This window comes from Ruminobacter sp. RM87, from assembly GCF_000701925.1.
GTDB lineage: Bacteria > Pseudomonadota > Gammaproteobacteria > Enterobacterales > Succinivibrionaceae > Ruminobacter > Ruminobacter amylophilus.
In genome coordinates this window covers 1-7,752 of record NZ_JNKD01000082.1, presented here as the reverse complement: position 1 = coordinate 7,752, position 7,752 = coordinate 1, and the positions used below count along the sequence as shown (strand labels likewise).

The following is a 7,752-nucleotide window of genomic DNA, read 5'->3' as shown; positions in this document are numbered from 1 at the left end:
CAGGAAGCAAGCTTCCTGCTGTTACCGTTCGACTTGCATGTATTAAGCCTGCCGCCAGCGTTCAATCTGAGCCATGATCAAACTCTTCACTTTAAATTAGTTGAAGTTTTTTCGGCTCTCTTTGAATGACTGTCTTTCTAATTGCTCTTAGATTTGACACTCAGCTTCTTCAAGAACCATTTTTTATTTCAGCTCATGAATTCAGCGAGTGCCCACACAGATTGTCTAGATTCGTTTTTAAAGAACTTTTTGTTTTTCGCTGTGCTCAGCGAACGATGTGTATTTTAGGTTTTTTATTTTTTTCGTCAATACTTTTTTTGATCTTTTTCGCAAAAAACTTATCTTTTGAATAAATTTTACCCAAAACACACAAATTTTATCCACATCGTTTAATTTTCCCACACCTTTATTTACATAATGACGAAGAATTTAAATTTACACCATTCAGTAAAAAAGGGACATTATGTCTAATGCCCCCTTTTATACTTGCACTCAACCTATTGTTCTTCAGAAAACTGTTTTACAGTCTACTTTCTGTGAACAACCAGTTTGTCCTCATCAGTTAAATCAACCGTGTAGGTACTGTCAGGCATTAATTCACCTTTAAGCACCAGCTGAGCAAGCTGATTTTCCACAACATCCTGGATAGCTCTTCTCAACGGTCTTGCGCCGAAAACAGGATCAAAACCTATATGAGCAACACGGGCAAGCAGACTATCAGCAAATTCAACATGATAACCTGACTCGCTCAGACGACTGCTTAGACTTCTCAGGTGAATACCTGCAATCTTTCTGATGCATTCTTCATCCAGAGGGTGGAATACCACAGTTTCGTCAATACGATTCAGGAATTCAGGCTTGAAGTGTCCGCGAAGTACCTGGAACAGATCACTCTTTATTTCATCATAACTCTTATGACCGGTTTCCTCCTGAATAATCTCAGAACCGATATTCGAGGTCATGATAATCACTGTATTCTTGAAGTCTACTGTTCTTCCCTGTCCGTCGGTAAGTCTGCCATCGTCAAGAACCTGAAGCAGAATGTTGAATACGTCAGGATGAGCCTTTTCCACCTCATCAAGCAGAATAACACTGTATGGGCGTCTTCTTACGGCTTCGGTCAGATATCCACCTTCATCGTAGCCGACATATCCCGGAGGTGCACCTACAAGACGGCTTACGGAGTATTTCTCCATAAACTCACTCATATCTATGCGGACCATCGCATCCTTCGTATCAAACATAAACTCGGCCAGCGCTTTGCACAGTTCTGTTTTACCCACACCGGTAGGTCCCATAAACAGGAATGAACCTATAGGTCTGTTAGGATCAGACAAACCGGCTCTGCTTCTTCTGATGGCATTCGCGATGGCATCAACAGCTTCATTCTGTCCAATTACCTTGTCGTGAAGACTGTTTTCCATATTCAGAAGTTTTTCCTTTTCTCCGGCCATCATTTTTGCAACAGGAATGCCGGTCGCTCTGGATACAACCTCTGCAATTTCATTTTCCGTTACCTTGTTACGGAGTAATTTCGGGGTATCCTTGTTGTTCTTTGCATCCTGCTGAAGTCTGCTTACGTTTTCAATCTGCTTTTCCAATGAAGGAATTACACTGTAACGAAGTTCACCGGCTCTTTCAAACTCTCCCTTTCTCTGAGCGATTTCACAGTCAAACTTAGCTTTCTCAAGTTCTTCCTTGATCTGCTGAACTCCCTGCATGCAGGACTTCTCCGCCTTCCAGATATCTTCAAGTTCACTGTACTCACGTTCCTTGCTTTCAATTTCTTCAGTAAGAATTTCAAGACGTTTTTTACTTGCCTCATCGGAATCCTTGGCCACAGCCTGACGTTCCATCTTCAGCTGTATCAGTTTACGTTCAAGACGATCCAGTGGCTCAGGCTTTGAATCGATCTGCATTCTGATACTTGCAGCTGCTTCATCAATCAGGTCAATAGCCTTATCCGGAAGCTGTCTGTCAGTAATGTATCTGTTGGACAGTGTCACCGCAGCAATGATGGCTGGATCCGTAATTTCAACATGGTGATGCAGTTCGTAACGTTCCTGCAGGCCTCTCAGAATTGCAATGGTATCCTCTACTGACGGTTCACCTACAAATACTTTCTGGAATCTTCTTTCCAGAGCAGCATCCTTCTCAATGAACTTGCGGTATTCATCCAGAGTGGTTGCGCCCATACAGTGCAGATCCCCGCGGGCAAGAGCAGGCTTTAACATGTTTCCCGCATCCATTGCACCATCAGCGCCGCCTGCGCCAACCATGGTATGAATTTCATCGATAAAGAGAATTACCCTGCCTTCTTCCTTTGCCAGTGCGTTCAGCACCGCCTTTAATCTTTCTTCAAATTCACCTCTGTATTTTGCACCTGCAATTAGAGCCCCCATATCAAGAGAAAGAAGTCTCTTATTCTTCAGTCCCTCAGGAACCTCCCCCTTGACAATACGCTGGGCAAGGCCTTCAACAATTGCGGTTTTACCTACACCAGGTTCACCGATAAGCACAGGATTGTTTTTTGTTCTGCGCTGCAGTACCTGAATGGCTCTTCTGATTTCCTCATCACGGCCGATTACAGGATCCAGTTTGCCTCTTTCAGCTCTGGCAGTCAGATCTATGGTATATCTTTCAAGTGCACGGCGGTTTGATTCAACTTCCGCATCATTTACCTTCTCACCGCCACGAACCTTGTTAATGGCTTCGTCAAGTTTACCTTTGTTAATACCGCATTTCGTGAATACATTCCTTACCAGAGAATCTTCAGTGAATGCAGCTTTTACAAAGAGTTCTGATGAAATGAATTTATCCTGATACTCTTTGGCAAGTCTTTCACTCTGATTGAATACTCTGCCCGTAGCCGGAGACATCTGAATGTCCGCACCTGCGCCCTTGACAACAGGAAACTTCTTTATCTCTTCATCAAGAAGAATTTTTACCGCATTTGCATCTGCTCCGCACAATGTCAGGATTGCCGGAATTGAACTTCCCTGCATGCTTATTAATGCTTCAACAATGTGTGCAGGTTCTATTAGCTGCTGCTCGTTGACAACTACAAGAGAATTAGCATCCTGTAGAGCCTCCTGCAGCTGTGTAGTCAATGATTCTAATCTCATACTCTGTCACCTCTGTTTTTTCAAATCTCACACTTATGACATGGGATCTTTTAAAAAATATTCAAGGACAAAAGTAAAAATATGATTGTTTTTTTGATGAATTTTTTATGTTTTGTTATGACAATTCTTTCAAATTATTCAATCTGAAAGAAATCCTAGGAATTAAAAGAACCAACTTGCCGAACAACGATTAGACAACATATGCAGCATATAAGAAACTGATGTCTGTACCGAAATGTATTCCCCGAACACAGACGTACGAAACTGGATAAAACATGGATTTTCGCACATATGCAGAACCTGTGTTACCTAATCCAGACAAGACTCGCCATTCTGCCTGTAATTTGCTCCCTGCGATAACTGAAAAAGCGTTCGCCGTCGCTGTAGGTACACAATCCTGATGATATTACTTTTGTTACTCCAAGGCGTTTCAATTCCATTTCGGCAAGAGCGGGAAGATCAGCGAGATATTTGTTTTCTCCGTTTTTCGGAGGCTGAACCTTAAAACACCTTTCACTCTGAGGATTCAGTCTGAAAAAAGACTCTCTCACAATCTCTCCGACCTCAAAAGCCGAAGGGCCTATACAGGGGCCGAGCCATGCGGATATTCTGTCTGGAGATATGTCCATACTCTCAACTGAATTTTTCAGAACACCTCCGGCAAGTCCTCTCCAGCCGCAGTGAGCCGCTCCAACCACGGATCCGTCATCAGCAGCTAGCAGTACAGGCAGACAGTCTGCAGTCATTATGGCCAGCGCAATCCCCTTTTTTCTGGTTACCGATGCGTCGGCATCGGGAACACCACTAAAGGAATCATCAACCTTTACGACATTGCATGAATGAATCTGATTAAGCCAGATAATCTGATTAACCCCGGGAAGAGCATCCCCAAGAAGTTCCCGATTATCGTTTACGCAGACAGGATTATCCCCCACGTGAAGACCGAGATTAAAACCGTCAAAGGGCTTCTGACTTTTCCCGCCTTTTCTTGTGGTAAAAGCCATCCCCACGGATCCGGGAATGACTGAGGATTCGGATACAATCCTCACCCCGTCGCATTTATTCGATAAGTCACCTCTGTTACAGTTCATTTAATCCTCAGTCTATAATCTGACGTTCACCTAAAATCCCCAGACAATATCATCAGGATGTTCTTTTGTATCCTCACGAAGAACTTCCACCAGTTCAATCATATCATCAGGTACCGGAGCCTCAAATGAAAGCTCCTCTCCGGTAAACGGATGTTTGAATTCAAGCTTGATTGCATGCAGAGCCTGACGAGGGAAAGTATTCACGTAACGGGTAAACTCAGCTGATGCATTAGGGATAAATCTGGCTCTCTTTCCGCCATATAAAGGATCGCCGACGAGAGGATGCTTGATATATGACATGTGCACACGAATCTGATGAGTTCTTCCTGTTTCCAGTCTCAGACGAAGTCTTGAATGCGCACGAAATTTTTCCATAACACGATAATGAGTTACGGCTTCCTTTCCATACCCTTCCGGAACAACAGACATCATAATTCTGTTTGTCTGATGTCTTCCGATTGGTTCATCCACTTCACCGCCTGCAGTCATGTGTCCGATTACAACCGCTTCATACTCACGAACAACATCATGACGTGAAATAGCCTTAACCAGCTTATGTACCGCTCTGATTGTCTTGGCTATAACCATGAGTCCAGATGTATCCATATCAAGTCTGTGAACAATACCGGCTCGTGGAAGATTGATGCTTTCAGGATATCTGTAAAGCAGACCGTTAAGCAGGGTTCCGGTTCTGCGTCCGGCTCCCGGATGAACTGACAGGCCTGCAGGTTTGTTTATAACCAGAAGATCATCATCTTCATAAACAATATTCAGAGGTATTTCCTCCGGAATAAAATGATCTTCGCTATCAATGGTCGCATTGATAACGATGCTGTCATTGGCATTCACCTTTTCGCGCGGAACAGAAGCCACATTGCCGTTCACGGTCACCAGTCCTTCAAGGATCCACCCCTTAAGTCTGTTACGTGAATAATCTGAAAAAAGTTCACTTAATGCCTGATCCAGTCGCATGCCATGCATATCTTCTGGAATAACGGAAGTTAATTCTATAGTCTGACTCATGTATAAAAACCTCAAATTTTAGTGCATTCTAGCATATGCCGACTCTTTATACATTCCTTTTTGATTACCGACAGCTAAAGGAAGTCCGTAATCATTATCACAAACACAGCTGTCACTTGCTGAACATCTGATGTTTTGACATGCCTCTCTTTTAAATATCCATATTCTCATCATAAAATTAACTATTGCATGAATATTGAATTGTTTTTGTGTATTATATTCACTGTGTTGTTTTGTTCCGCCGCATGTAACATGCAGACAGTACCGGCGGACAGATTGCCGAGTAACGTGGTTTTTCTCCCGAAAGGCAGCAACCATTGTTAATTTATAACTGATTTTTTTAATTTCCAAAATTCAGATAGTGGATATTGAAATGCTGAGCACTGCAAGCAAACTGGTAATTACTTTTTTAGGCATTATTATGATGACCGGCTGTTCTTCAAAAAACAGGGATATTGTTCCGGACAAACAGCCCTATGAATTGTATATAGATGCATACAAGGCCATGGCCAATGAAAACTACAACACAGCCAGACTTAACCTTGAAGCCATTGACAACAGATATCCTTTCGGTCCGTATGCGCATCAGGTTCAGCTTAACCTAATCTACACCTACTATAAAGACAGGGAAAATGAACTGGCTATTGCGGAAATTGATAAATTTATCCGCCTGAACCCTTCAGACGAACATATTGACTATGTACTGTATATGAGAGGTCTGACCAACCAGCAGAAAGCAACTGACAGATTGCTTGATCTGATTCGCGTTGACAATTCCAATCGTGATGTATCTTTCTTTGAAGCAGCCTTTAAAGACTTCAGTCGCCTCTATACATCGTACCCTAACAGCCTTTATGCCGCTGATGCCTATGCAAGAATGGTATACATCAGGAGTGTTCTTGCAAAGCATGAACTGGCCATTGCCAAATACTATTATAAAAAACAGGCATATATATCCTCAGCCAGACACTGTCAGAAACTGATTCTTACCTACCAGGGAACTGACGAAACAAAAGATGCGATGCAGTATCTGATCAAGAGTTATCAGCGTCTCAACCTTACGGAAGCCGCCGCACACACTCAAAGGATGTATGACCTGAACTTTGCAAACTGATATAAAAGTTTAGCATCGGCTGCACAAACGTCTCTGTTATAGAAAATTAAAAACGGTAACCGTCAGCTGTACGGTTACCGTTTTCTATTGCATTCTTCTCTTGGCGCACCGAATCTAGACTTTCACCTCGCGCACGATTCCGTTAGGTAACAGAATCAGCTTTCCTATTGTATGACCGCCGCCTATTACCGCATGCGCCTTTGCTCCGTCTTTCAGGAAGAAGCTTTCAGAAATATGTACTTTAAGATCTCCGTCAGCAATCATATCAAGCATCTTCTTTAACTGAGCCTTATTCTGCTTAACAACCATACCTGCAACATTTATCGACATATCGGTAGCCGCCAGTCTTACAGCCTGATAAGTAACGGTTGGAACTGAAACCATGGTAGCATTGAGTTTCAGAAGAGAAAGGTTATTGATGGCGCTCTGTCCTCCCACAAGATCTATAAAGAGATCCGCCTCACTCTGCCACTTCAGACATTCCTCATGATCGTACTCGGCTACTCCGTCTGCACCCAAATCCTTAACAAACTGATGATTTTCCTTGGAACATATTCCCAAAACCCTGGCGCCGGCATTCTTTGCAAGCTGAACGGCAAGATGTCCTACTCCGCCTGCGGCCGCTGAAATAATAACGGTCTGCTCAGGCTGAAGATGTCCTATGTCAAACAGAGCCTGATACGCAGTCAGACCTGCAAGAGGCAACGCTCCGGCAACCTTTATTCCGCAGCCTTCAGGAATTTTAATAAGTTCACTTGCCTGAAAATTATTCAGAGAACTGTAAGCCCCGCCATTCAGGGGAAATCCGACCAGACCGCAAACTTTGTCACCTTTCTGAAAATCTTCACAGTCCTTTGGAACCTTGACAACCTCACCACTCATATCAAAGCCTATCACCCACGGGAATCTTTCTCCGCGGGTCTTGGCAGCGAAACTGGTTCCAAGACGAATTTTGGTATCGATGACATTAACCCCGGTCGCCAGAATCTTTACCTGTACTTCATCTTTTTTCGGGGAAGGAACTTCCGTACTGTCATTAAATACCAGATTTTCTACTCCGCCATAAGCGCAAAGCTCTAATGCTGACATAAAACATCCTATTTTTCTTGTCACAAATGTAGAATGTGCACATTCTACATTATTTTGAATGTAATAAACATCAGAATTAAATAATATAAATGACCTACAACACAATACATGTAAATGTTTATATCCATAAAAATAATTATACCGGTTTAATTATCTTTATCCGGCACAATCAAAAAAATTAACAAAACTAAAATCAGTTAGGTAAAATATCAAGAGTTTCATCAAAAAAGCATCCAATTCCGCATCGTTATTTAATCAAACAGAATATACTAATTATATGAGTAATCAGACATCAGACACTTTTGTATAC

General features: G+C 42.5%; 5 protein-coding genes and 1 rRNA gene. 1 reads left to right on the top strand and 5 read right to left on the bottom strand.

Features of this window, described 5'->3' with window-relative positions:
- The 4 genes from T489_RS0111520 to rluD form a co-directional block, all read right to left on the bottom strand.
- Positions 1-93 (bottom strand): 16S ribosomal RNA (locus T489_RS0111520); the annotation flags it as partial.
- A gap of 434 nt (positions 94-527) precedes the next feature.
- Positions 528-3,125, bottom strand: a complete 2,598-nt coding sequence (clpB, locus tag T489_RS0111515; protein ID WP_031580175.1) for an ATP-dependent chaperone ClpB — start codon at positions 3,123-3,125, stop codon at positions 528-530.
- A gap of 305 nt (positions 3,126-3,430) precedes the next feature.
- A complete protein-coding gene (gene pgeF / locus T489_RS0111510; RefSeq protein ID WP_232218319.1) occupies positions 3,431-4,216 on the bottom strand; it encodes a peptidoglycan editing factor PgeF in 786 nt (261 codons plus the stop codon).
- Between the two features lie 30 nt (positions 4,217-4,246).
- Positions 4,247-5,239 carry a 23S rRNA pseudouridine(1911/1915/1917) synthase RluD gene (gene rluD, locus T489_RS0111505; protein WP_031580173.1) on the bottom strand — a complete coding sequence of 331 codons (993 nt, stop codon included), beginning with the start codon at positions 5,237-5,239 and terminating at the stop codon, positions 4,247-4,249.
- A gap of 373 nt (positions 5,240-5,612) precedes the next feature.
- On the opposite strand from rluD, the gene T489_RS0111500 reads away from it, so the two are divergent.
- Entirely contained in the window at positions 5,613-6,353 is a 741-nt protein-coding gene (locus T489_RS0111500) for an outer membrane protein assembly factor BamD (RefSeq protein WP_051622093.1), read from the top strand.
- A gap of 114 nt (positions 6,354-6,467) precedes the next feature.
- On the opposite strand, the gene T489_RS0111495 is transcribed toward T489_RS0111500, so the two are convergent.
- Positions 6,468-7,442, bottom strand: coding sequence for an NADP-dependent oxidoreductase (locus T489_RS0111495; RefSeq protein WP_031580171.1), 975 nt, complete (start codon positions 7,440-7,442; stop codon positions 6,468-6,470).
- Positions 7,443-7,752 lie beyond the last annotated feature (310 nt).